Annotated in this window: 25 protein-coding genes; 20 read left to right on the forward strand and 5 right to left on the reverse strand. The window is 34.0% G+C overall.

Annotated elements, in window-relative coordinates:
• Positions 1 to 431: 431 nt before the first annotated feature.
• The 5 genes from BLW20_RS11160 (at position 432) to BLW20_RS11180 (ending at position 6955) form a co-directional block, all read left to right on the forward strand.
• Entirely contained in the window at positions 432 to 863 is a 432-nt protein-coding gene (locus tag BLW20_RS11160; RefSeq protein ID WP_091100765.1) for a hypothetical protein, read from the forward strand.
• A gap of 15 nt (positions 864 to 878) precedes the next feature.
• Positions 879 to 1868, forward strand: a complete 990-nt coding sequence (locus BLW20_RS11165) for a hypothetical protein (RefSeq protein ID WP_245725319.1) — start codon at positions 879 to 881, stop codon at positions 1866 to 1868.
• Positions 1831 to 4164, forward strand: coding sequence for a hypothetical protein (locus BLW20_RS11170; RefSeq protein ID WP_091100769.1), 2334 nt, complete (start codon positions 1831 to 1833; stop codon positions 4162 to 4164). The genes BLW20_RS11165 and BLW20_RS11170 overlap by 38 nt, the downstream gene beginning before the upstream one ends.
• Before the next feature lie 172 nt (positions 4165 to 4336).
• Positions 4337 to 5452: an ATP-binding protein gene (locus BLW20_RS11175; protein WP_091100773.1), complete on the forward strand. Its 1116-nt coding sequence runs from the start codon at positions 4337 to 4339 to the stop codon at positions 5450 to 5452.
• A 147-nt stretch (positions 5453 to 5599) separates the two neighbouring features.
• The gene (locus BLW20_RS11180) at positions 5600 to 6955 is read left to right on the forward strand and encodes a UDP-N-acetylmuramate--L-alanine ligase (RefSeq protein WP_091100779.1); all 1356 of its coding nucleotides are present in this window, start codon (positions 5600 to 5602) and stop codon (positions 6953 to 6955) included.
• A gap of 80 nt (positions 6956 to 7035) precedes the next feature.
• On the opposite strand, the gene BLW20_RS11185 is transcribed toward BLW20_RS11180, so the two are convergent.
• From BLW20_RS11185 to BLW20_RS11195, 3 genes are all read right to left on the reverse strand, one after another.
• On the reverse strand, positions 7036 to 7953 hold the full coding sequence (locus tag BLW20_RS11185; RefSeq protein WP_143037778.1) for an adenylate/guanylate cyclase domain-containing protein: 918 nt from the start codon (positions 7951 to 7953) through the stop codon (positions 7036 to 7038).
• Between the two features lie 226 nt (positions 7954 to 8179).
• Positions 8180 to 8392, reverse strand: coding sequence for a hypothetical protein (locus BLW20_RS11190; protein ID WP_091100790.1), 213 nt, complete (start codon positions 8390 to 8392; stop codon positions 8180 to 8182).
• Between the two features lie 26 nt (positions 8393 to 8418).
• Entirely contained in the window at positions 8419 to 8859 is a 441-nt protein-coding gene (locus tag BLW20_RS11195) for a hypothetical protein (RefSeq protein ID WP_091100796.1), read from the reverse strand.
• A gap of 201 nt (positions 8860 to 9060) precedes the next feature.
• Here BLW20_RS11195 and BLW20_RS11200 point away from each other — a divergent pair, with 201 nt between their 5' ends.
• The 10 genes from BLW20_RS11200 to BLW20_RS11245 all read left to right on the forward strand — a co-directional run bounded on the left by BLW20_RS11200 (position 9061) and on the right by BLW20_RS11245 (position 16531).
• A complete protein-coding gene (locus BLW20_RS11200; RefSeq protein ID WP_091100798.1) occupies positions 9061 to 10164 on the forward strand; it encodes a sensor histidine kinase in 1104 nt (367 codons plus the stop codon).
• Positions 10161 to 10877 carry a LytR/AlgR family response regulator transcription factor gene (locus BLW20_RS11205; RefSeq protein ID WP_091100801.1) on the forward strand — a complete coding sequence of 239 codons (717 nt, stop codon included), beginning with the start codon at positions 10161 to 10163 and terminating at the stop codon, positions 10875 to 10877. Before BLW20_RS11200 ends, BLW20_RS11205 begins: the two co-directional genes overlap by 4 nt.
• 50 nt (positions 10878 to 10927) lie before the next feature.
• Complete coding sequence (locus tag BLW20_RS11210; RefSeq protein ID WP_091100804.1) at positions 10928 to 11554, forward strand: hypothetical protein; 627 nt, start codon at positions 10928 to 10930, stop codon at positions 11552 to 11554.
• A 277-nt stretch (positions 11555 to 11831) separates the two neighbouring features.
• Positions 11832 to 12530, forward strand: coding sequence for a RadC family protein (gene radC, locus BLW20_RS11215; protein WP_091100808.1), 699 nt, complete (start codon positions 11832 to 11834; stop codon positions 12528 to 12530).
• Positions 12531 to 12608: 78 nt separating this feature from the next.
• Positions 12609 to 13238, forward strand: a complete 630-nt coding sequence (locus BLW20_RS11220) for an ABC transporter ATP-binding protein (RefSeq protein ID WP_091100810.1) — start codon at positions 12609 to 12611, stop codon at positions 13236 to 13238.
• Entirely contained in the window at positions 13235 to 14491 is a 1257-nt protein-coding gene (locus tag BLW20_RS11225) for an ABC transporter permease (protein WP_091100812.1), read from the forward strand. Before BLW20_RS11220 ends, BLW20_RS11225 begins: the two co-directional genes overlap by 4 nt.
• A complete protein-coding gene (locus BLW20_RS11230; RefSeq protein WP_091100816.1) occupies positions 14484 to 14936 on the forward strand; it encodes a DUF3299 domain-containing protein in 453 nt (150 codons plus the stop codon). The genes BLW20_RS11225 and BLW20_RS11230 overlap by 8 nt, the downstream gene beginning before the upstream one ends.
• Before the next feature lie 5 nt (positions 14937 to 14941).
• On the forward strand, positions 14942 to 15424 hold the full coding sequence (locus tag BLW20_RS11235) for a hypothetical protein (RefSeq protein WP_091100819.1): 483 nt from the start codon (positions 14942 to 14944) through the stop codon (positions 15422 to 15424).
• Positions 15424 to 16113, forward strand: a complete 690-nt coding sequence (locus BLW20_RS11240) for a YjjG family noncanonical pyrimidine nucleotidase (RefSeq protein WP_091100823.1) — start codon at positions 15424 to 15426, stop codon at positions 16111 to 16113. Before BLW20_RS11235 ends, BLW20_RS11240 begins: the two co-directional genes overlap by 1 nt.
• A gap of 1 nt (position 16114) precedes the next feature.
• Complete coding sequence (locus BLW20_RS11245; protein WP_091100827.1) at positions 16115 to 16531, forward strand: hypothetical protein; 417 nt, start codon at positions 16115 to 16117, stop codon at positions 16529 to 16531.
• Here BLW20_RS11245 and BLW20_RS11250 read toward each other — a convergent pair.
• Complete coding sequence (locus tag BLW20_RS11250; protein WP_091100830.1) at positions 16488 to 16766, reverse strand: AAA family ATPase; 279 nt, start codon at positions 16764 to 16766, stop codon at positions 16488 to 16490. The two genes, BLW20_RS11245 and BLW20_RS11250, sit on opposite strands and share 44 nt — an antisense overlap.
• A 109-nt stretch (positions 16767 to 16875) precedes the next feature.
• Here BLW20_RS11250 and BLW20_RS11255 point away from each other — a divergent pair, with 109 nt between their 5' ends.
• From BLW20_RS11255 to arsB, 4 genes are all read left to right on the forward strand, one after another.
• Positions 16876 to 17205, forward strand: coding sequence for an ArsR/SmtB family transcription factor (locus BLW20_RS11255; protein ID WP_091100833.1), 330 nt, complete (start codon positions 16876 to 16878; stop codon positions 17203 to 17205).
• Positions 17206 to 17321: 116 nt separating this feature from the next.
• A complete protein-coding gene (locus BLW20_RS11260; RefSeq protein ID WP_091100836.1) occupies positions 17322 to 17786 on the forward strand; it encodes a DUF6428 family protein in 465 nt (154 codons plus the stop codon).
• A gap of 18 nt (positions 17787 to 17804) precedes the next feature.
• Positions 17805 to 18452 carry an arsenate-mycothiol transferase ArsC gene (locus BLW20_RS11265; RefSeq protein ID WP_091100839.1) on the forward strand — a complete coding sequence of 216 codons (648 nt, stop codon included), beginning with the start codon at positions 17805 to 17807 and terminating at the stop codon, positions 18450 to 18452.
• On the forward strand, positions 18424 to 19449 hold the full coding sequence (arsB, locus tag BLW20_RS11270) for an ACR3 family arsenite efflux transporter (protein ID WP_091100843.1): 1026 nt from the start codon (positions 18424 to 18426) through the stop codon (positions 19447 to 19449). The genes BLW20_RS11265 and arsB overlap by 29 nt, the downstream gene beginning before the upstream one ends.
• Before the next feature lie 84 nt (positions 19450 to 19533).
• On the opposite strand, the gene BLW20_RS11275 is transcribed toward arsB, so the two are convergent.
• Positions 19534 to 20811, reverse strand: coding sequence for a replication-associated recombination protein A (locus tag BLW20_RS11275; protein WP_091100846.1), 1278 nt, complete (start codon positions 20809 to 20811; stop codon positions 19534 to 19536).
• 122 nt (positions 20812 to 20933) lie between these two features.
• Here BLW20_RS11275 and BLW20_RS11280 point away from each other — a divergent pair, with 122 nt between their 5' ends.
• A complete protein-coding gene (locus BLW20_RS11280; RefSeq protein ID WP_091100850.1) occupies positions 20934 to 21449 on the forward strand; it encodes a hypothetical protein in 516 nt (171 codons plus the stop codon).
• Positions 21450 to 21463: the final 14 nt, after the last annotated feature.

Below are 21463 nucleotides of genomic sequence, written 5' to 3' on the forward strand. Positions count from 1 at the left end.
ACTGTGTATTAATCGTAAATCTTCTGCTGGCAGTCATCAAAAAAAGATTGAAACGAAAGTGGGCATTTTCAAATTTGGTAAGTTTTTGCAAAATTCATTTATTCAATTACATCAACCTGATGAAATTTTTGGAAAACCCAGAGAAAGATTGGGTTATTGACAAAGATGACGGTGAGCAATTGTCTTTTAATTGGTAGCTTGTTTTTGAAATTCGGCGAAAATGAAAAACTAAACATCTAACAATCAGTCAAATGTAAGGAGGGGAATCTGAGAATTAGTTTTTATCGGACGCTAATGTATAAAAATATAAAAAAATGTTAATTAATGTTATTTTTTTAAAAATAAAAATAAATTATTTGCACTTGTAAGTTTTCTTATATCATTTAACATTAAAATTGATTACTTTTAATTGAAATTAAATGCTATTAATTATGAAAAATGTCCATTTTAAAAAAATCATACTACTTCTTTTAATTGTTGTTGGTCAGCAGGTTGTGGCTCAAAACAAAAAAGTTAAATCAGTTTCTCACGATGCGTTGACTAAAGCGGGTACTTATACCGAATATATTTCAAGAGCAGGGGTAATAGTTCAAGTAGGCGACAGTTTACAAATTAACAACCCAAGTAATTTTGAACGTTACATGTACATCACCCAAAACGATGCCTACCTACGTGCCGATGAAATGAACAAAAAATTAAAGGTAAAAGCCATAAATGTTTCGGGTGACGATAAAAAAGGCTATACTGTGTTTTTTACCTGTAAAGGTTTGGGTGCTACACCTGTTTTTGTTCGATATGAAGATGCGGTGCAAACAAACGAAATTAAATTGTTGGATCAAGATAATACAAATTTGCAGGAATAGTTTTTTCTTTGCATTATGAAAAAGATTTGGTTGTTAATGCTGCTGGTTACCTTTTTGGGGGCTTGTTCGGCTAAAACAGAAAAAATAAGCACGGCATTTTACTTTTGGCGTACAACGTTTAGTTTAACCGAAACTGAACAGCAGTATTTAAAAGATCTGGATGTTAAAAAGCTGTACATTCGATATTTCGATGTGGCTTTACAGAACAATGAAGCTATTCCTGTAGCACCAATAGTTTTTAATCAGAAACCTGAGGGATATAATGTTGTTCCGGTTGTATATATTAAGAACGAAGTTTTCTTGCAAAACAGTTCTGCTGATAGTTTGGCGGTAAAGGTGTACAATTACATCCAACAGATTAATAAATCGGCAAATGTATCGGTAAACGAAATCCAGTTTGATTGTGATTGGAGTCTGAAATCAAAACAAAACTATTTTCAGTTTATAGAAGAGTTTAAAAAACTACATCCCAATTTATCAGCTACCATTCGTTTGCATCAAATTAAATATCCCGAAAAAACAGGAATTCCTTCCGTAAAAACAGGTGTGCTAATGTATTATAACATGGGTGTTATAAATTCGGGTGACGATAATTCCATCTACAGTCAAAAAACAGCAAAAAATTACATCAATTCGTTACATAATTACAACCTGCCTTTAAATATTGCTTTGCCCGTTTTTAGTTGGGGCGTTCACATTCGCGATAACAAGGTGGTAAATTTAATTGGCGGATTAAGCAATAATGACCTGCAAAAACATCCTTTTGAAAAGGTGTCAGAAAACAGGTATCGGGTCATTGAAGATTTTATTTATCAGGGGCGTTATCTGGCTAAAAATGATGTTGTGAAAATAGAAGAACCATCAGCCGAACAATTAAAAGAGATGATGAAAGATTTGAAGAATCACCTAAAAAAGAAACCAAATGAAATTATATTTTACGATTTAAACGAAAAAAATGTAACCAAATATGAAAAAGAAACTTTTAAAACTGTTAGCCGTTGGTAGCTTTGCTACTATTTTTGGCTATGGTATATATGCTTACGGTTGTGCCGACGGATGGTGGGGAGCTGGATATTCATCGATATTCTCGCCAGAAATTACGGTGAGCAATAAAGATTACGAACCGTTTTTTTACGATGATTACACCATTTTTTACAACGGGTACAACGTACAATCTACCACCGATTTGTTTAAAGAAGAAACCATTGCCGATTGGGCAGCATATCTTGAAAAATACGATACAAAAACAGTTGAATATTATTTATACGATAATGAATTGAATACGGTTTTGGCTGAGGTGTCGTCTTCAAAAAATCCAATAGAGGCTTTTAATACGCACGTTTCAAAACAATATGCATTAAACAGTAAAGATGCCAAATCTAAAAATTTATTTGAATTTATGCTCTTGTCACGCGGTATTGAAACCTATTCCAATCAAACCTATAATTATTGGGATTATAACAACCGTACACAGTTAAATGCCGAACAAAATGTGGTACAGAAAATAGAGCAGACATTCAATAAAGCTTCAAAAAAAGATGTTTTTTATAAAAATCGTTTGTGGTTTCAGGTATTGCGTGCAAAATTCTATTCAGACGATGTAAGTTCGGTTATCACATTTTTTAACCATACAGAAAAAGACCAGCCCAAAAACAACTTATATTACCGTGGATTAAGCTATGTGGGCGGTGCCTATAAAAATGTAAAGAATTATGAAAAAGCAAATGTGGCTTTTGCACAGGTTTTTTGTCAGTGTAGACCATTAATGCCTTCTGCTTTGTTTGATTACCGTCCTTTAGACGCGGCATCGTTTAAAAACAGTTTAAATCAGGCAAACAATCAACAAACTAAAGAGGTATTGTATGCCTTGCAAGGATATTACACCAATGAATTCAGTGCTTTGCAGGATTTGTATCGATTGAATCCCAATTCGCCTCACATAGATTTTCTATTGTCACGCTGGGTCAATATCAACGAACAGAATATCAATATTTATACAGCATATGAAAAGATAGACGTTGATCCTAAAAAAGTAAAAAAAGATTTTAAAGATAAGGTTGATTCAGCCCAGGTTAAATGGATTAACGAAGTGGCCAACAAAGGCAATGTTCACAACCCGTATATCTGGAAAGCTACCGCGGCGTATTTTAATTCGTTAATAGGCGATTATCAAAAATCTGACGAATTGTTAAAACAGGCACATACATTAGCTAAAAATGCCGAACAAAAAGGGCAGGTACGAAATTTACGACTGTTCAACAATTTGTTAAGTATTGATAAAATGGATATCAAAGCCGAGGGCAAGTTAATAGAAGATACCAATTGGTTGTTTTATGACGAATCAAATGTGAATTATTACACATCAACAAACAGGGTTGGTTATCTGCAGGAATTTACCAAAAAATACATCAGTGCACTATATAAAAAACAGAACGATCCGTTAATGGCAGAATTGGTTTATCCTGTAAATGGATTTTTTAAGGATCAGAAACAAAGCATAGCAATGGAACAATTGCTTTTAAGCCACAAACGTTCTGCCTGGCAGGATATTTTTGTAGGAATTTATCCTTACAAACTGGCTGATATATATGAAAGCCGCGGAATTTATCTTTTTTATCAGGATAAGGTTGACGAAGCCATTGCCGAGTTTGAAAAGATAGAACCTTTTGAAAGGCGACAACACAATTGGAGCGAAAACCGGTACGAAACAATAATGGTTGATTATAAAGCAACCGAATTACCCGGAAATCCGTTTAACGGAAAAATAAAAGATTGCAATGATTGTGATCACGCAGCAAAACAATCGGTTAAATATTCGCAACTGCAATTTCTTAAAAAAGTAAAAGAAATGCAGAATAAAATAGCTGCCGGAGAAGATGTGTACAACAACGCCTTATTGGTTGGCAACGCGTTTTACAATGCGTCGTATTTCGGAAATGCCCGCACGTTTTATTACAACAACATCATCAGCGAATATGGAAACAGTATTTCAAACGAGCACGAAAAAATGCTCTACGGAATGGATTATGTTAGAAAATATTACACTATTGCTCAAAAAAATGCCGAAACCAAAGAGCAAAAAGCGAAAATGGCGTATATGCTTGCCAAAGTTGAACGCAATGATTTTTATGCTGTGAGCTATTTTATGCCCAACGATTATTTTTATCCTTACGGAGATTTTGTAAGTTTTAAAAAATGGAAAGGATTTGAAGAGCTAAAGAACAATTACAGCGATACCAAATACTATCAGGAAGTGATTAATGAGTGTGGTTATTTCCGGAAATATTTAGGGATTAATTAAACTGATTTTATGTTTTATCCTGCAATATTTTAATGTTTTGCAGGATTTTTTTTAGATATTTTGGTGAATATAATCACTAAAAATACATTAATTTGGTGAATATAATCACTAAAAATACATTAATTTGGTGAATATTAAAAATAAATGTACCTTTGAATAAAGTTTTTAAGCTATGATACAAAGGGAATTTATAAATGTTTTACAATCAAAACTCCATAAAGGAAAAGTAATTGTATTGATAGGTCCCCGGCAAGTAGGGAAGACCACGCTTATAAACACATTGCTTAAAGATAAAGAGTTTCTGTTTTTGGATGGAGACGATCAGTCTGTGGTTGAAATTCTGTCTAACGCCAATACAGAAATTTTAAAAAACATTATTGGAAATTATAAATATGTTTTTGTTGACGAAGCCCAACGCATTCCTAATATCGGATTAAAATTGAAAATCATGATCGATCAGATTAAAGGTGTTCAGATAATTGTCAGTGGATCATCGGCATTTGATATTAGTAATGAAATTCAGGAACCACTTACCGGACGTAAATTTGAATACCATTTGTTCCCGATTTCCTGGAATGAATTTGAAGGCAATGTTGGATACATCAAAGCTCGGCAACAATTAGAATTACGGTTGCTTTATGGAATGTATCCTGATGTGATTAATAATTTCGGCAACGAATATGAGATCTTAAAGAATTTAACGTCAAGTTATTTATATAAGGATATTTTAGCATTGAGCAATATCAGAAAACCTGATGTTTTAGAAAAAATTGTTCAGGCATTGGCGTTTCAGGTTGGGAGCGAAGTCAGTTACAATGAAATTGCCCAGTTGGTGGGCGTTGATAAAAATACGGTCAGTGATTATATTGATTTGTTAGAGAAAGCTTTTGTCGTTTTCAGGTTAAACAGTTTCAGTAAAAACCTTCGGAATGAAATAAAAACCAACCGGAAAATTTATTTTTACGATAACGGTATCCGGAATATGGTGATAGGTAATTTCAGTCCGTTTGAATTGCGACAGGATAAAGGAGCCTTGTGGGAAAATTTTATGATTTCAGAACGACAAAAAGTACTGAATATACAACAAAAAACGGTTAAATCATATTTTTGGCGGACTACCGCACAACAAGAAATTGATTATGTAGAAGTTGAAAACAGTAAAGTGAACGCATTTGAATTTAAATGGTCAGAAAAGAAAAAGACAAAGCTTCCTAAATCATTTGCAGAAGCTTATGCCCCTGATTTTTTAGTAATAACAAAAAATAATTTTAGAGATTTTTTAAAGTAAAATAACCCTGAAAGGTTTTAAGATTTTGTAGGCGTAGTAGATTGTTATGATTCTATCTTAATCTAGTAAAGCACGTCTTTTCTCTTTATTCTACTTTTCTATTCCCCTAAAAAAATGTAGTTTTGAAGTGAGAAAACAAAAAATATAATGCGCATACATTTTATAGCAATTGGTGGGAGTGCCATGCACAATTTGGCTTTGGCTTTGCACGATAAAGGAGAACAAATTTCAGGGAGCGATGATGCTGTTTTTGAACCTTCAAAATCGCGGTTAAAAGCCAAAGGTTTGTTGCCCGAAAACGAAGGCTGGTTTCCTGAAAAAATCACTGCTGATATTGATGCGGTTATTTTAGGTATGCACGCAAAAGCCGACAACCCGGAATTGTTAAAAGCGCAGGAATTAGGACTGAAAATCTATTCATATCCCGAGTTTATATTCGAGCACTCTAAAAATAAAACCCGTGTAGTTATTGGCGGATCGCACGGAAAAACAACCATTACGGCGATGATACTTCATGTTATGAACTATCATAATGTACCGGTAGATTTCTTGGTAGGTGCCCAGTTAGAAGGTTTTACCAATATGGTACATCTCACAAAAGAAAACGATTTTATGCTGATTGAAGGCGACGAATATTTGTCTTCACCAACCGATCTGCGTCCAAAATTTCATTTATATCAGCCCAATATTGCCTTAATCAGTGGTATTGCCTGGGATCACATCAATGTGTTTCCAACTTTTGAAAACTACGTAGAGCAATTCAAAATTTTTATTGATAAAATTACCAATGGCGGTATTTTAATTTACAACGAAGACGATGCCGTAGTAAAACAAATTGTAGAAGAAGCCGAAAAGCCCATTCGTAAATTACCATATACTTTGCCTGAATATTTTATTGAAAACGGGGTAACTTATTTAGAAACGTTAGACGGACCAATGCCTATTGAAGTTTTTGGTGCACACAATTTAAGTAATCTTGCCGGAGCCAAATGGATCTGCCAGAATATGGGAATTGATGAAGCCGAGTTTTACGAAGCTATTGCAAGTTTTAAAGGTGCGTCTAAGCGTTTGGAAAAAATTGCAGAAACCAAAACCACCGTTGCCTACAAGGATTTTGCCCATTCGCCAAGTAAAGTAAAAGCTACAACCGAAGCCGTAAAAAAGCAATATTCCAATAAAAAATTAATTGCCTGTTTAGAATTACATACCTACAGCAGTTTAAATGCCGAATTTTTAACGGAATATCAAGGAGCATTAGACGCTGCGGATACAGCCGTGGTGTTTTATTCGCCCGATGCCGTTGCGATTAAAAAGTTGGAAGAAGTTACAAAAGAACAAATTGAACAGGCTTTTAACAGAGAAGATTTAATCGTTTACACTAATCCCGAGGAATTCAAATCGTTTTTAGTGGTTCAGGATTTTAAAGACTCCGTTTTGCTGTTAATGAGTTCCGGTAATTACGGCGGACTGAATTTTGATGAGGTTCAACAGATGATTGAATAATTCCAACACAGAAGAAAATCCAAAGTTTGTCATTCCGTAGAACTCTAAAAAGATGTTTACAGCATGACAAACTTGATGATTTACGAATAAAAATAGTACTTTTTATCTCTTTCACCAACCTTATAAACGGTTTGTACATCGTCTATCCCCTTTAGACCTTGTAATACAATGGGCGTTAAAGAATACCAGTGATTTTTTAAGTTTGAGAAAAAATTCTCAGAAATCAACACGTCGGCATTGTGTTCTTTGCAGTTTTTTTGCAACCGCGAACCTAAATTTAATACATTGCCATGATAGGCAATTTCTTTTTTATAATCGCCCACTAATGCGGCAGATACCTCTCCGCTATGTATAGAACAGCGAAAATTGGGTATATGGTTGTATTTTTTTTGATAAAAATGTTTCTTTTGATCTAATAAATCTTTGTAATCAAAATACAGCGCAATGCATTTTTCGTAATCAAAATCCTTTGAAACCTTCCATGTAATAACAGCTTCATCGCCCACAAACTGATAAATTTCTGCACCGTGCATCAATGTAATATCCGATAAATCCCAAAAGCAATCCTGAATATATCGGCTAAAATTCAAATGTCCCATTTCGTTAGCGGTAGGGGTAGAGTCTTCTAAATCTAAAAACATAAATACCCGGTGTTCTTCTTTTGGGTTGCGGTAAGTGTTTTTAACAATATTCACAAAATATTTCCGTCCTAAATTTCTTCGCAGCTGAATAATTAAACTCACCACTGCTTCGGTAATTAAAGCATATAATAGTATGTTTATTGTAGTGGGTTCACTAAAAATTTGTGAAATCAGTTCTACATTTATTGTAAACCCATAAATGTAAAGAATTGTTAGATAGACAAGATGAGAAAGCATCACAAAAACGCTTATACGCAATAAAATATTATAAGCTAATTTTTGTATACGCTCTATATATGGATACACAAAAACGTGTAAAAAACCCATCACCAAACCAAACGATGCACCAATAAACAATGCTATCTGATACAGCCATTTTTTAGGTATTTCAGTATTTAGTCTATAAATCTCTGTGAGATATTGCTGGGGAATATCGTAAAACTTAATATAAACAAAAAAAATGTTACAAATACCCAGATGGAAACAATGTACAGAACTTGTCTTACGTTATAAGCCAAATTATTCTGAATTTTACTTTTAAACCAATAGCTGAAATCATTAAACATAAAGTGCGTTTTTTAAGTTATTCTAATTCTTCACAAAGAAAACCGCATGAATCAAGAAGCACAACAACATCGTTGGTACTAAAATCAGAACCTTCCATTCTAAGAATGTTATCGCAGTCTTCTAAATCAAAATTAATCTTGAAACCGGGATATTTCTCCATTAATACTTTTTCTAAAAGGTAATCTGAATCAGTTGGATGATTGACATTTGTTTTAAAAACCTTAATCATATTCTATTTGTTTTAAACAATAAAAATTATTTTAATTGATGGATGGTCGATTCAAAAAAACGAAACAAAAAAATCTTATTGTAATAGTCTTTTAACTTATGTTCTTCTATAAAATCGGTAAATTTTTTAAATTGTATATGGGGCGTTTCTTCGACAAAAACAAACCAGAAATCATGAATATTTGCTTGTTCTCTAAAAAAGTCAGAAGTGAAAGGAGTGTATAATGACGGATGGAACGAACGTTTTTTTAATTTGTTCAGATCACAAAATAGCACGCCGGTTTTAATGCCGTTGTTCTCAACGATGTTTATTTCGTATTGGATGCAATCCATAAGTACCAGGTTTTCGCTGTAACATTCGGTAAATCGGCTTGACTCTGCAATTTGTATAATCTTTTCTTTCCTTTCGTCTTTGTTTAATCGGGGGTCAATACGTTCCACGAACTTCTGAAAATTCACAATATTCATAAGCTGTTTTTTATTTCATTTAACTGTGCAAAGAAATCACATAGACAAAAGGTATTTTAACTTTTTAGATGAAACGCCTTGTTTTTTATACGAAATCGAAAATTGAAAGAAGTTTATATAATAAATAACGGCGTTTGTATAATAAGCAAAAGCGGTTATAAAAGATGTTTTACATTTGTAACTTAAAATTAAAATGAATTTATGACTGCAGTTTGTCAGGATTATAGAGATAAAAAAGTGTTGGATTTTTTTATCGAAAAACGCTACCGTTTAAAACGGCACCTACTGTTTTTAACAGTGTTTTTGTTGTTATTGTACGGTGGAAGCTCTGTTGAAACGTATGGTACACCTTATGGATATTATGTAGGGGCAGCGGTTTACATCATTTTTATAATTATGTTTTATGTAAATATGTATGTATTGGTTCCGTATTTTCTCTTCAGGTCCAAGTATGTTGGTTATGCTGTTTTTCTCATATTTTTAGCTGTTTTGGGTGTTCAGATTTTAAGTTATCTTCATGAAAATTACTTTATCACATATATGAATCAGGATTTTGTTGAAGCCCATAAACTAATGCATAACGAAATTAATAGAAGAACAGATCTTTACGGAGTTATTATTGTGTGTGCCTCGTTAATTTCAGTATCGACCACCATAAAGTTATTGCAACGCTGGCTTAAAGACAACGAACGCATTACCGAACTAAAAAACATCACCTTTGATATGGAAATGAATGAGCTGAAAAATCAAATCAGTCCGCATTTTTTGTTCAATATGCTCAATAACGTTAAAGCCTTGATCCGTACCAATCCTGAAATGGCAAATACCGTTATCATACGTTTGTCTGAATTTCTTCGCTATCAATTGTATGAAAACAGCAGCGAAAAAACACTTCTGGCATCGGAAATCGAATTTCTTTCTAATTTTCTGAACCTGGAACAAATACGAAAAGATAATTTTAAGGTTGAAATAGAAAACAATATCGATAAAAAGACTTTGAATAATACGTTTATATCACCGGGCTTATTTACTGTTTTTATAGAAAATGCCATTAAGCACAGTGTAAACCCCAATGGAGATGAAACCTACGTGAAAATTATTATCGAAATAAAAGATACAAAACTCCATTTTGTCTGTGTAAACTCTAAAACCCAAGAAAATCATTTTGCCTCAAAAAGCAAGAGTAACGGTTTGGGGTTGGCAAATATCAAACGGCGTTTAGAACTGTTGTACCGTAATGATTACCAGTTGCATATAACATCGAACAAAAATGAATACATTGTTAATTTAGAAATTCCGTTATGAACTGTATTATAATTGATGACGAACCTTTGGCACGCGAAGAATTGCAGGCACTTTTAAATGAAGTATCAAACATTGAAATTAAAGCAAAGTTTTCTTCAGCCATAAAAGCATTAGAATTTCTTCAGGAAAACGATGTGGATCTTATTTTTTTAGATATTGAAATGCCGTTGCTGAATGGTCTGGAATTTGCCATGCAGATACCCGAAAAAACATTGATTATTTTTACAACAGCTTATGCCCAGTACGCCTTAAAAAGTTACGAGTTTGACGCTGTTGATTATTTGCTGAAACCCATAGACAGTAACCGTTTGGATAAAGCAGTAAGAAAAGCGATGTTATACAGCGAATTACTTTTAGAGCAAAAAAATACCATAGAATCAAACACGCATGATTTCTTGTTTATAAAAGCAGACCGACGTTTTCACAAAATCTATTTTAAAGATGTGTGGTTTATAGAAGGGTTAAAAGATTATGTGATTATTCATACAAAGAATCAAAAGTTGATTACGGCAATGAATCTGAAAAGCATGCATCAAAAACTGCCTGTTGAAAGTTTTTTGCGGGTAAGCAAATCGTATGTGGTAAATTTGGATTATATTGATTCATTCGATAACCACACATTGTATGTTAACGAAGTTGAAATTCCGTTAGGTGAAGTTTATAAAAAAGATTTTTTTGATAAATACTCAAACGGTTCATTGAATATTGATTAAACTAAGCAACCTTTTTGTTGCTTTTTTTTATATTCGTAAAAAACATTTTTATGAGAGCGTATGCCGAAGAAGGTTTAAGTATTGTTGAGGTTTTAAAAGAACCTCGAAATAAATTCTATGATATTATAGATAAAGGATTATTCGTAGTTATTGGTATGATTTTTTTATCCTTGTTTTTATTCGAATATTTTTCTGATTTGATAATAGATGTTTTTTCGATTTTATTTTCTCTTTATTTTTTAATTTACATTTTCTATGTACAAATAGGCAATATATTCAGAAGAGAGAATATAGCTTATAATATAATTGGAAAATTACATTTTAAAGATGATTCAATTATGGTTTTAAATAATCGAATTGATTTGTTCGAAATTGATTCGATAGAAATTTCATCTTTTGATTTTGAAGGTAAAAGTAGATTTACTAATCATTTATATTTTCCTACCGTGTCTTTAGGTATTAATAACTCTCTTACTATCTGTTTTAAAAATGGAACGGTTGAAAAGTACCAATTCAAATTAATCTATGACACCCATATATTAAATTTTAGAAAAGAATTAGTTCATTATTATAAATTAGGATTAATCCGTGAATTGAATCTTCACGATATTCTTGGTAACCATAGCTTTGAAAGTAAAAGTGATTTTAGAAAGCATCATCCTAAATACAACGCTTAGCTTTCATAAATAAAATAACAACAATAGGATATTTAAACAAACAATCTTCTAATACTTGTCTATTGCCGGCTTTAACACGATCAACCAGCGTTTATCCTTTTTTGATAAATTAGTTGAAACATCTTCATTAACAGTACCTTTGTTTACCGTTCTTTTATCAGATGAAATAGAAATTTATCTGAACTTCCCTGTGCTTTCAATACCACGAAGTAGTCAATATAGAAACTATAAAAAACAAAAATAGTTTCATATATTTATAAATGTTAATTATTTGGTTATGAGTAACGAAAACAAACATTTTTCGATAAAAAACTGGAGCGAAGACGATCAGCCACGCGAAAAACTATTGTACAAAGGCAAGAATGTATTGTCTGATGCCGAATTAATTGCCATTTTAATTGGTTCAGGCAGCCGCAACGAAAGTGCCGTTGATTTGTGTAAACGCATTTTACAACAAAACAACAACCAGTTACACCAACTGCAAAAACAAACCATTCAGCAATTAATGCAGTTCAAAGGTATTGGCGAAGCAAAAGCCATTACCATTGTGGCAGCCTTAGAATTAGCAAAACGGTTGCAGTTATCAGAAACCAAAGAACTGACAAAAATCAATAGTTCGGCTGATGCCTGCAAACTAATGCAGCCACTCATAGGCGATTTACCGCACGAAGAATTTTGGGTGTTGCTTTTAAACAACAGCAACAAAGTGGTTTATAAATTGCAATTAAGTAAAGGGGGACTGACTCAAACAATTGTAGATATCCGCTTAATATATAAAACCGCGTTGGAACATCTGGCAACCGCCATTATTTTAGTACACAATCATCCTTCGGGTCAATTGAATCCTAGTCAGGCAGATAATGATATAACACAGAAAATAAAAAAAGCGGGCAACACTTTAGATATTAAATTACTCGATCATTTAATTATTACACAAAAAGATTATTTCAGTTTTGCAGATGAGGGGATTTTGTAAAGTTTGTTAAACCAAAAAACAACTAAATAAAAAATCGTAATTATTCACTATCTTGCATAGCGTTTAAAAGCATGAAAAATGATTAAAACGCAAAACGTTACTTTTTCCTATTCGGCTACACAAAAATTCCATTTTCCCGATATTGATTGTGCCAACGGACAAACCTTGTTGATTACAGGAAATTCAGGAACAGGTAAAACCACTTTGCTGCATTTGTTGGGCGGCTTGTTACAACCCGAAAGCGGAGAAATTCTTATAAATAACCAAAATATTCAAGCGTTATCAACTTCAAAACAAGATGCTTTTCGTGGGCAATCGGTAGGAATGATTTTACAGAAATCATTTTTTATCGAACCACTTTCGGTGTTGGATAATGTGGTTTTGGCATCGTGGATTGCTAAAAAATCAAAAGTCCAAGAAAAAGCCTTAAATATTCTGGATAATTTGGGGTTGAAAGATCACGTTCATAAATTGCCAAGTCAGTTAAGTATCGGGCAGCAGCAGCGTGTAAATATTGCACGGGCGTTGATCAATAATCCGTCGGTAATTCTGGCAGATGAACCCACATCAAGCCTTGATGATGAAAATGCTTTGATTGTAGCCCGGTTGTTAAGCGATCTGGCTAAAGAATACCAATCGTCGTTAATCATTGTAACCCACGATCAGCGTTTAAAAACCTTGTTTAACCATCAAATAACTTTGGTATGATAGGTAAAATAGCATGGAAAAATACCTGGTTTAAGCCGTTAAATACCCTTTTAAGCATTATACTGTTAACGGCATCGGTATCAATTATTTCTGTTTTGATTTTATTACAGAAACAATTCGAAGAAAAATTTTCTTCCTCAATGGATAACATCGATCTGGTATTGGGAGCAAAGGGAAGTCCGCTGCAGTTAATACTTTCATCGGTTTATCAGATAGATGCGCCGCCCGGAAACATTCCGTATCCGCAGGCCGAAACCTGGATGCAGAACCCAATGGTTGAAAGTGCGGTTCCGCTGGCTTATGGAGATAATTACATGGGCTATAAAATTGTGGGAACAAATGATAATTACCTGAAACATTTTAATTTGCATCTGGCTGAAGGAATTCCTTTTTCTAAGGATTTTGAAGTGGTGGTAGGTGCAGGAATTGCAAAAAACATAGGGTTAAAAATAGGCGATACCTTTTTTGGAACACATGGCGATGCCGAAGAAGGCGAAGTACACGACCACCATGCATATAAGGTGGTGGGGATATTAGAACCATCGGGTAAAGTTGCCGATCAGTTAATTTTATCGAATATCTCATCGGTTTGGAATATGCACGATCATGAGCACGAAGATCATTCAGAAGAAGCACACGATCATTCCGATCATCAGCATGCAGAAGGCGAGGAGCATCATCATGAAGAAATCAATCCACACGAAGGAAAAGAAATTACAGCAGTTTTATTAAAATTGCGCAACAACATGGCTAAAATGACCTGGCCAAGAATCATTCCTCAAAATACCGAAATGCAAGCCGCATCGCCGGCTTTAGAAGTGAATCGTTTGTTTGCTATGTTTGGTGTAGGAATTTCGGCATTAACCTATTTGGCGTACGGCATTATGTTTATTTCGGGCATCAGTATTTTTGTTGCATTGTACAATACATTGAAAGAACGTAAGTACGAATTTGCGTTGCTTAGAATTACCGGAGCCACTAAATTACAACTATTATGGTTGGTTTTGTTAGAAAGTATCTTTTTGTGTACTATCGGGTTTATTCTTGGTATTGTTTTTGGTAGAGTTGGATTACATTTCTTATCCGTATCTTCGCAGGAAGAATTTAAAATGGCGTTTAATCCCTTTGAATTTTTATGGAAAGAAGAAGGAATGCTGTTTGCGGCTACATTAACCGTAGGCATTTTGGCAGCCATTATTCCGGCAATTAAAGCGTATTCGTTAAACATATCAAAAACATTGGCAAATGCTTAAAAAAATAATAATAACGTTGTACGTAATAACAGCATTGTTTTTGATGGGATTTACCCCGCAGAATGATCAAAACAATAGTCAGGAAGAGCCTACCGAAATGACTTGGGAAGTGCTAGCTAATATTAGCAAAAGTATGAGAGTTATGGCCAACTATAGTAATACCATAAAAGAATCGTTACACGGCAAAAAAATAAAAATAAGCGGTTACGTGATTCCTATAGACAGTAAATCGTATGTTTTAAGCAAAAATATGTATTCGCACTGTTTTTTTTGCAGTACAAGTGCAGGTATTGAAACCATTATGGGAATTCAGTTTAAAAACAAACCGCCACGCTTAAAAACCGATACTTTTATTACGCTAGAAGGCACCTTTTTTTATAACGATAAAAACAAAGACGATTGGACTTTTTATGTTCAAAACGCCGTAATTACCAATAAAAAATAATAAACATGTTAAAAAAAATATTCGTTGCAACTTATTGCGGATTAGCCGTTTTTTTAATGAGCTTCTCTGTAAAAAAAACAACAGAAAAACCATTGGAATTTTACGATCAAAACCCAACCGAAGTCACTTGGAAATTATTGGGTCAGATTGATTTCGTTAAAAAGAAAAATCCGCATTACGGAGAAGTCATGTACCCCATGATCAACAGCACATTGAAAGCCTTGCAAGGTAAAAAAATTACAGCAAGCGGATTTATTGTACCTATTGACAGTAAAACCTATGCATTGAGTAAAAATGTTTTTGCACAATGTTTTTTCTGCGGAAATGCCGGACCCGAAACCATTATGGGTATTCAGTTTAAAGGCAGTACACCCAGATTAAAAACCGATACGTATGTAACCATGGAAGGTACTTTTAGATACAACGCTGATGATATCGACGACTGGATTTACCATATTGAAAACGCTGTAATTACACATCAGAAATAATGAAGGCTAAAGAACATATTACCGATTTGTTTTTTGATTTGGATCATACCATTTATGATTTCGATAAAAATTCGGCACTGACGTTTCACGCCGTTTTTTCTGATTTAAAATTAGAAGGAACACAAGACTTCATGACGCATTTTAAACCAATTAACGATTATTATTGGGAAAAATATGCACGTGAAGAAATTACCCATGATTTTTTGCGCTACGGCAGATTAAAAGATACCTTTGAAGCAATTGATGTAAACGTTTCTGATGAGCATATCTATCATATTGCCGATTATTTTATTGAAAACCTTACTAACTACAGTCATGTTTTTCAGGATGCATACGAAACGCTTGATCAGTTAAAATCAAAATACCGTTTACATATCATCACTAACGGACCTGAAAAGGTTCAGGAAAAAAAGCTGAAAAATTCAAAACTCGAACATTATTTTGAAACCGTAACCAATTCAGAGAAAGCAGGGGTGAAAAAGCCGCACCCGGGTATTTTTCAATACGCTTTGTCGCAGGCAAATGCTGATCCACAAAACAGTTTAATGATTGGCGATAATATAAAAGCCGATATTCACGGAGCATTAAATGTGGGTATGGACGTGATCTGGTTCAACGAATTTCAATTAGAAAATGCCGACAACATCACCGAAATTCATCATTTAAAACAACTTTTAGATCTATTATAAAATGAAGAAATTATTATTTTTAGCACTTTTCAGCATATTTGCTCTGGGTGCAAAAGCACAAGGATTGAATGCAAAGTACATTCAGATAAAAGAAGTATATAATTTTCAGGAAAAATTTAACGAATACCGTGTAAATTCATTTTTGAAACACAAATTAGAAGAAGCCGGATACACCGTTTTTTATGAAAGTAAGGAATTACCTGACGAAGTAAAAGCCGATCCGTGTAAACTATTGAAATGCAATGTGGAACGCGATAAATCAATGTTAGCCACCAAATTGCAAATTACATTGGTTAATTGTAAAAACGAAACAGTGTTTACCGCTAATGGAGAGAGCCGTTTAAAAAAACGCGACAAATCTCATGTCGATGCTATTAAAAATGCATTGGAATATACCGTGTTGAATAAAAAGAACTAAAAAATAACTCCGACAGGTTTTTAAATTCTGTCGGAGTTAAAATATAAAAATAATACCTATACTTTCCTTGCCAGCGTTGGCGTAGAAAATCTTTGGTTTGTTTTTCGCGGGCGTTCTCACCGGGTTCATAAAAAGGAGTATTTGTCAAATCGTCTGGCAAAAATTCCTGATAGGCAAAATTTCCCGGATAATCGTGACTGTATTTGTAATCTTCGCCGTCGCCGTCTTTAATCATTCAGACTAACCAAGTCACTTCCTAAAAAAATTATGCAAAACATTTTTTTTACAATTTCTTGTATGATTTAAATTATAAATCGTAATATTGCGATATAAATATATGGATAATGGGAATTACAAAGACACAAATATTTACAGATGAACAAAACAGATTGGCTGTATTGTTTAAAGTTTTGGGTCACCCTGCACGAATTGCGATATTGCAGCATATCATCAACCAAAAGGCTTGTATTTGTAATGACTTAGTAGATGAGTTGGGATTAGCACAAGCTACCATTTCACAACATTTAAAAGAACTTAAAAATATAGGCATCATACAAGGTAGAATAGAAGGTAAATCGGTTTGTTATTGTATTGAGGAAAAAGTATGGAATGAAATTCAAAACGAATTAGTTATTTTCTTTAAACAAGATGTAAACGTAAAAAAATGCTGTTAAATGCGTTTTTTTAAAACGTAAACATATCGTTATATTGCTATAATGCGTTATGATAAATAAAGAAAATAAATGCTTTTATTTAGAATCACTTTATTAAAAATTAAAATTCAGTTATTATGACATTAGAACAAATCAAAGAGATTCTACCAACATTAGAAAATGTGGAATTTCAATTAGAAGACGGAACTTTTGTACCAGAATACTTTCATGTTACAGAAGTAGGGCAGATCACTAAAAAATTTATTGATTGTGGCGGAACAATTCGTAAGGAAAAAGTTGTCAATTTCCAATTATGGAACGCCAACGATTTTGAACACAGATTAAAACCGAATAAATTACTACACATTATCGAACTTTCTGAAAGTAAATTAGGCATTGAAAAAGGAGAAATCGAAGTTGAATACCAGAGCGAAACAATTGGTAAATACGATTTGGATTTCAATGGAAACTATTTTGTACTAAAGAACAAACAAACCGCTTGCTTAGCGAGTGATGCCTGTGGTATTCCTGCGGAAAAGCAAAAAATAACATTATCAGAACTGAACAGCGCTTGCTGTACACCTAACTCAGGATGTTGCTAAGATCTAAAGATGATAAAAATGTATCCACAACTAAAAGAAAACTTAAATAAGTTTCAAGATTTTGATACCATATCTACCGAAAGAAAGGCTATGTTGCAGCCTTTGGTAGATTACATTCAGCAAAAAATAAATGAAAACCAAGCTGTAAATCTCAATTTTATTTGCACACACAATTCACGCAGAAGTCATTTATCGCAAGTTTGGGCACAAGTCGCAGCTTCTTTTTATCATATTGAAAATGTTTTTTGCTATTCGGGCGGTACGGAAGAAACGGCACTATTTCCAAAAGTTGCAGAAACATTGGCTAATCAGGGTTTAAACATCTTTAAAATTGCAGACAATAATAATCCTGTATATGCTATAAAGTATAGTGAAAATACTTTACCTATAATCGGTTTTTCAAAAAAGTACGATAGCCCTTTCAATCCTGAATCGGCATTTGCCGCCATTATGACCTGTTCGCAGGCAGACGGAGGATGCCCTTTCATTGCAGGTGCGGAAAAAAGAATACCTATCACATTTGAAGATCCTGAAATTGCCGATGGTACAGCACAACAAAATAAAGTTTATGAGCAAAGAAGTATAGAAATAGCAACCGAAATGATGTATGTTTTTTCACAGATAACAAAAATGAAGAATGCAACCAAAACTAAAATTTCTCGATAAATACCTTACTCTTTGGATATTTCTTGCAATGGCAATGGGTATCGGTTTGGGGTATTTTTTTCCTAATATTTCAAAAATTACAAGCTCTTTATCTGTAGGTACTACAAATATTCCATTAGGCATAGGTTTAATATTGATGATGTATCCACCATTGGCAAAGGTTGACTATTCCTTGTTGCCAACTGCTTTCAAGGATAAAAAAATAATTGGTATATCGTTATTTCTCAACTGGATTGTTGGTACTTTACTGATGTTCGGCTTAGCCGTTTTGTTTTTACGAAACGAACCCGATTATATGACAGGTTTAATATTAATTGGTTTGGCAAGATGTATTGCTATGGTAATTGTTTGGAGCGATTTAGCTCAAGCCAACAGAGAATATACAGCGATGTTGGTTGCGTTTAATTCCATCTTTCAAGTCATGTTTTATAGCGTTTTAGTTTGGTTATTCATCAATGTAGTACCAAGCAAATTAGGATTAACCGATTTCAATGTAAGTGTTTCGATGAAAGACGTTACAGAAAGTGTATTGATATACTTAGGTATTCCATTCTTAGCGGGTTTTATAAGCCGTTATATATTGTTAAAATCAAAAGGTTTAGAGTGGTATAACAAGAAATTTGTACCCAGAATATCGCCCATTACATTATATGCTTTATTGTTTACAATCGTATTAATGTTTAGTTTGAAAGGAAACAAAATTCTAGAATTACCAGTAGATGTGGTAAAAGTAGCGATACCGTTAATCATCTATTTTGTATTGATGTTTTTTGTCAGCTTTTTTATCAATAAATCTTTAAAAGTACCTTACGATAAAAACGGGTCCATTGCATTTACTGCCACAGGAAACAATTTTGAATTAGCGATAGCCGTAGCAATAGCTGTGTTTGGTATCCATTCTCCACAAGCATTTGTTGGGGTTATCGGACCTTTGGTTGAAGTTCCCGTATTGATATTGTTGGTGAGAGCGAGTTTGTGGTTGAAAGAAAAATATTAGTCATTACGATATGAAATTTTTTAAAAAGTAGATAAAAAATAACTCCGACAGGTTTTTAAATTCTGTCGGAGTTAAAATATAAAACTAATACCCATACTTTCCTTGCCAGCGTTGGCGTAGAAAATCTTTGGTTTGTTTTTCACGGGCGTTCTCGCCGGGTTCGTAAAAAGGAGTATTTGTCAAATCGTCTGGCAAAAATTCCTGATAGGCAAAATTTCCCGGATAATCGTGACTGTATTTGTAATCTTCGCCGTACCCTAATTCTTTCATTAGTTTGGTGGGGGCATTTCGCAAATGAATCGGAACCGATAAATCTCCTGTTTGTTTAACCGTTTGTTGTGCTTTGCCAATAGCCATGTAACTTGCGTTGCTTTTAGGTGAAGTTGCCAAGTAAATAGCACACTGGCTCAATAATATTCGGCTCTCGGGGTAACCAATCACAGAAACTGCCTGAAAAATATTGTTTGCCATGATAATCGCTGTGGGATTTGCCAGACCAATATCTTCTGATGCTGATATTACTAAACGGCGGGCAATGAATTTTAAATCCTCGCCGCCTTCAATCATTCGGGCTAACCAGTAAACGGCTCCGTTGGGATCGCTTCCACGAATTGATTTGATAAAAGCTGAAATAATATCGTAATGCTGTTCACCGGTTTTATCATATAAAACAGTATTTTTCTGAACAATCTGCATTACTTTTTCATTGGTAATTTCTATGTCATTTCCATCAATAGAGTTAACAATCAGCTCAAAGGTATTCAGCAATTTGCGTCCATCGCCACCTGAAACTCTGAATAAAGCTTCGTTTTCTTTAATCACAATGTTTTTTGATTGTAGCTCTTCATCAACTTGCAAAGCACGGTTCAGCAAAGCTTCTAAATCGGTTTTGGAAAAAGCATTCAATGTATATACCTGACAGCGCGACAGCAATGCGGGGATCACTTCAAAACTGGGGTTTTCAGTCGTGGCACCAATCAGTGTAACCCAGCCTTTTTCAACGGCAGCCAAAAGCGAATCTTGCTGCGATTTGCTGAAACGGTGAATTTCATCAATAAACAAAATAGGGTTTTTAGGTGTAAACAAACCACCGCTGCCTTTGGCTTTTTCAATTACTTCACGCACGTCTTTTACACCGGCATTAATGGCGCTTAATGCATAAAACGGGCGGTTGCTCTCATTCGCAATAATTTCCGCCAAAGTGGTTTTGCCAGTTCCGGGCGGACCCCAAAAGATCATAGACGGAATGATACCGCGCTTGATGTTCTGCGTTAAAATACCTGTTTCGCCAACTAAATGCGACTGACTGATGTAGTCTTCCAGCGTTTTTGGGCGGATGCGTTCTGCTAATGGTGCTTTCATAATGTAAAATTAGGAAATAGATCATGTCGTAGCAAAAAATTGTATATTTATAATTAGAAAGTTTATGACGGTATGTTATTCTGAGCTTGCCTCAGAATCTCCTGCCATTTAATGATCCCCTTATGAAAAGAATAGTACTTTTAGTTACGATTTTAGCATTTGTTTCTTGCGAAAAAGATGACAGTTTTTGTGGTTGTGCACCACCCGGGCATGATGAGGTGTTGACCGTTCGGTTAGAAAATGAGAACGGAGATAATTTATTACTTCCCGATACTTTTGGATACGTAGCTGATAAGCAGTTAACGTTTTATTTGTTAACAGGAGAGCGTACAATTAACCTTACGCAAGCTCAAAACAACAACAGCATAATTAACGAATATATTTCTAATACGGACGGATCAGTCATAAAAAATATTTCGTTAAGCTATAGTTGGTACATGAAAGATAACAATGGTATGAAAGAAGGGAATTATGTGATTGATTATGACGGATTGTATCCTAACAATACTATTTATACAAAATATAAGGTAACCAAATGGACTGAATCTGACCCATTGCTTGAAGTAAAGGTTAATGGCGTGCTTAGGCGACCAGATTCTGTTTCGTTTAACCAAAAAGACATTACAATTGTAAAATAACTAAAAAGGCTGTC

Source organism: Paenimyroides marinum (assembly GCF_900108395.1).
In the GTDB taxonomy this organism is placed as follows: Bacteria; Bacteroidota; Bacteroidia; order Flavobacteriales; family Flavobacteriaceae; genus Flavobacterium; species Flavobacterium marinum.

Bases quoted from the DNA above. Each gene is read 5' to 3' on its own strand.
- BLW20_RS11160 (WP_091100765.1), top strand. From the start codon at position 432: ATGAAAAATGTCCATTTTAAAAAAATCATACTACTTCTTTTAATTGTT.
- BLW20_RS11165 (WP_245725319.1), top strand. From the start codon at position 879: ATGAAAAAGATTTGGTTGTTAATGCTGCTGGTTACCTTTTTGGGGGCT.
- BLW20_RS11170 (WP_091100769.1), top strand. From the start codon at position 1,831: ATGAAAAAGAAACTTTTAAAACTGTTAGCCGTTGGTAGCTTTGCTACT.
- BLW20_RS11175 (WP_091100773.1), top strand. From the start codon at position 4,337: ATGATACAAAGGGAATTTATAAATGTTTTACAATCAAAACTCCATAAA.
- BLW20_RS11180 (WP_091100779.1), top strand. From the start codon at position 5,600: ATGCGCATACATTTTATAGCAATTGGTGGGAGTGCCATGCACAATTTG.
- BLW20_RS11190 (WP_091100790.1), bottom strand. From the start codon at position 8,392: ATGATTAAGGTTTTTAAAACAAATGTCAATCATCCAACTGATTCAGAT.
- BLW20_RS11195 (WP_091100796.1), bottom strand. From the start codon at position 8,859: ATGAATATTGTGAATTTTCAGAAGTTCGTGGAACGTATTGACCCCCGA.
- BLW20_RS11200 (WP_091100798.1), top strand. From the start codon at position 9,061: ATGACTGCAGTTTGTCAGGATTATAGAGATAAAAAAGTGTTGGATTTT.
- BLW20_RS11205 (WP_091100801.1), top strand. From the start codon at position 10,161: ATGAACTGTATTATAATTGATGACGAACCTTTGGCACGCGAAGAATTG.
- BLW20_RS11210 (WP_091100804.1), top strand. From the start codon at position 10,928: ATGAGAGCGTATGCCGAAGAAGGTTTAAGTATTGTTGAGGTTTTAAAA.
- radC (WP_091100808.1), top strand. From the start codon at position 11,832: ATGAGTAACGAAAACAAACATTTTTCGATAAAAAACTGGAGCGAAGAC.
- BLW20_RS11220 (WP_091100810.1), top strand. From the start codon at position 12,609: ATGATTAAAACGCAAAACGTTACTTTTTCCTATTCGGCTACACAAAAA.
- BLW20_RS11225 (WP_091100812.1), top strand. From the start codon at position 13,235: ATGATAGGTAAAATAGCATGGAAAAATACCTGGTTTAAGCCGTTAAAT.
- BLW20_RS11230 (WP_091100816.1), top strand. From the start codon at position 14,484: ATGCTTAAAAAAATAATAATAACGTTGTACGTAATAACAGCATTGTTT.
- BLW20_RS11235 (WP_091100819.1), top strand. From the start codon at position 14,942: ATGTTAAAAAAAATATTCGTTGCAACTTATTGCGGATTAGCCGTTTTT.
- BLW20_RS11240 (WP_091100823.1), top strand. From the start codon at position 15,424: ATGAAGGCTAAAGAACATATTACCGATTTGTTTTTTGATTTGGATCAT.
- BLW20_RS11245 (WP_091100827.1), top strand. From the start codon at position 16,115: ATGAAGAAATTATTATTTTTAGCACTTTTCAGCATATTTGCTCTGGGT.
- BLW20_RS11250 (WP_091100830.1), bottom strand. From the start codon at position 16,766: ATGATTAAAGACGGCGACGGCGAAGATTACAAATACAGTCACGATTAT.
- BLW20_RS11255 (WP_091100833.1), top strand. From the start codon at position 16,876: ATGGGAATTACAAAGACACAAATATTTACAGATGAACAAAACAGATTG.
- BLW20_RS11260 (WP_091100836.1), top strand. From the start codon at position 17,322: ATGACATTAGAACAAATCAAAGAGATTCTACCAACATTAGAAAATGTG.
- BLW20_RS11265 (WP_091100839.1), top strand. From the start codon at position 17,805: ATGTATCCACAACTAAAAGAAAACTTAAATAAGTTTCAAGATTTTGAT.
- arsB (WP_091100843.1), top strand. From the start codon at position 18,424: ATGCAACCAAAACTAAAATTTCTCGATAAATACCTTACTCTTTGGATA.
- BLW20_RS11275 (WP_091100846.1), bottom strand. From the start codon at position 20,811: ATGAAAGCACCATTAGCAGAACGCATCCGCCCAAAAACGCTGGAAGAC.
- BLW20_RS11280 (WP_091100850.1), top strand. From the start codon at position 20,934: ATGAAAAGAATAGTACTTTTAGTTACGATTTTAGCATTTGTTTCTTGC.